Origin of the sequence: Streptomyces sp. PT12 (genome assembly GCF_003311645.1) — a bacterium.
Taxonomy (GTDB): domain Bacteria; phylum Actinomycetota; class Actinomycetes; order Streptomycetales; family Streptomycetaceae; genus Streptomyces.
The window spans coordinates 1-1767 of record NZ_QEST01000087.1 but is presented as its reverse complement, the minus strand read 5'-3'; the positions used below and the strand labels follow the sequence as shown (position 1 = coordinate 1767).

Annotated in this window: 1 protein-coding gene; it reads left to right on the top strand. The window is 64.8% G+C overall.

Features of this window, described 5'->3' with window-relative positions:
* Positions 1 to 243: 243 nt before the first annotated feature.
* Positions 244 to 1767: BREX-2 system adenine-specific DNA-methyltransferase PglX (pglX, locus tag DEH69_RS09155; RefSeq protein WP_147255497.1), on the top strand; the 1524-nt coding region annotated here is incomplete at its 3' end.

Below are 1767 nucleotides of genomic sequence, written 5' to 3'. Positions count from 1 at the left end.
CAGGCCATCCTCACCCTGCACCTGACCTGCTCAAACTGAGGTTGGAAAACGCTCACTGACTTCGAGTCTTGTCAGCATGTGTCCCCTCGGCGGTCCGGCGCGCACAGGAATCATAGAACGCCAGGCGGTGACAGACGGTTCGCGTCCGGCCGGTAGCGGGCGACGGAATCGGGGTGGCGGCCCAGAGAGCTGGCAGGATGTGTTCGACAGGACAGTGGATCGTGATCGTCGGCGTAGGGAGGAGTGGTCGCCGTTGTGCCTCCGACTCGCGGAGCCGATACGGGGACGCGCTCGCTGGACAGGCAGGCGCTCCTCGTTGGTCTGCGCAAGCAGGTCCGGACGCTGGAGGCGGATCTTCGTGAGCGCAGCGACAACGTCGATCAGTATCGTGACCGGCTGCGGGGCGCATACGAGCAGGAGAGAGCCGTCGGCCGTACAGGCGCCACGTATGGCGCCTGGCGCGACGAACACATCATGCAGGCCGCGGTCGCCTGGGTACTGGGAACGGTGTTCGTGCGCTACTGCGAGGACAACGACCTGATCGCCCGGCCGTTCATCGCAGGGCTGGGAGAGCGCCTGGCAGAGGCGGAGGAACGGCAGGGCACGTACCTGGCACAGCAGGAGGGGGCACAGGACCGGGACTGGCTGGTCGAGGCATTCATGCATCTTGCGCGCTCCCACCCGGTGATGGGCCGCATTTTCGACCGCGAATACAGTCCCCTCTGGCAGCTGTCGCCTTCTCCGCGGGCCGCGACCGGCCTGGTCGAGTTCTGGCGGCAGCGAGAGGAGGACGGCTCCCTCCGATTCGATTTCAGCGACCCGCAACTCGACCCCCGCTTCCTCGGGGACCTGTACCAGGACATCAGCGAGGTGGCACGGCAGGCCTACGCGCTCGTCCCGACTCCGGAATTCATCGAGGAATTCATCTTGGACCTCACCATGGATCCGGCTATCGCGGATTTCGGCCTCACCGGATTTCGATCGATCGACCCGGCCTGCGGCTCTGGAGCGTTCCTCCTCGGAATCTTCGGACGGCTGCTGAACGCCTGGCGGGCGGTGGAGCCCGGTACCCCGGACGATGAGCTGATCCGCCGCGCCCTGGAATCGGTTCACGGCTGCGATGCGAACGCATTCGCCGTGAACATCACGAGATTCAGGCTGCTGATGGCCGCCGCAAAAGCCAGTGGTCGACGGGCGCTGGGCCAGGTGCCGGGTCGGGTGGTCAACGTCGCGGTGGGGGACGCACTGCTGGAAGGCCGCGGTGCGCCCGGCGGGCCGGTCCGCGGGGCCGGAGACGTTGCCGACTTCTCTGCCTCCTGTGACCTCCTCGGGGTGAAGTCCTACCACATCGTGGTGGGTGAACCTCCTTTCATTTCCGTGAGTGACGAAACGAGACGAGCCGCGTACAGGGAGTCCTATGACGTGGCTACGGGGGTATTTCCGCTCTCGCTTCTCTTCGCGGAGCGCATGTTCCAGCTGGCGGTGACCAAGAACGAAGGAATGTCTGGCGGGTATGTCGGGCAGTACACATCCAGTTCCTTCACGAACCGGGGGTTCGGTGAGAAGCTGATCGAAGATTTCCTGCCCCGTGTCGGACTGACGCACGTCATCGACACCTCGGGTGCCTATGTGCCGGGCCACGGGACACCGACCCTGATTCTTGTCGGCCGGAATGACCCGGCTATGCGTGATGCCCCGGTGCGGGCGGTGTTCAGTGAGGTTTTCTCAACGATGTTTGTGCCATGCGTTGTTGAGGACGAGTGCGGC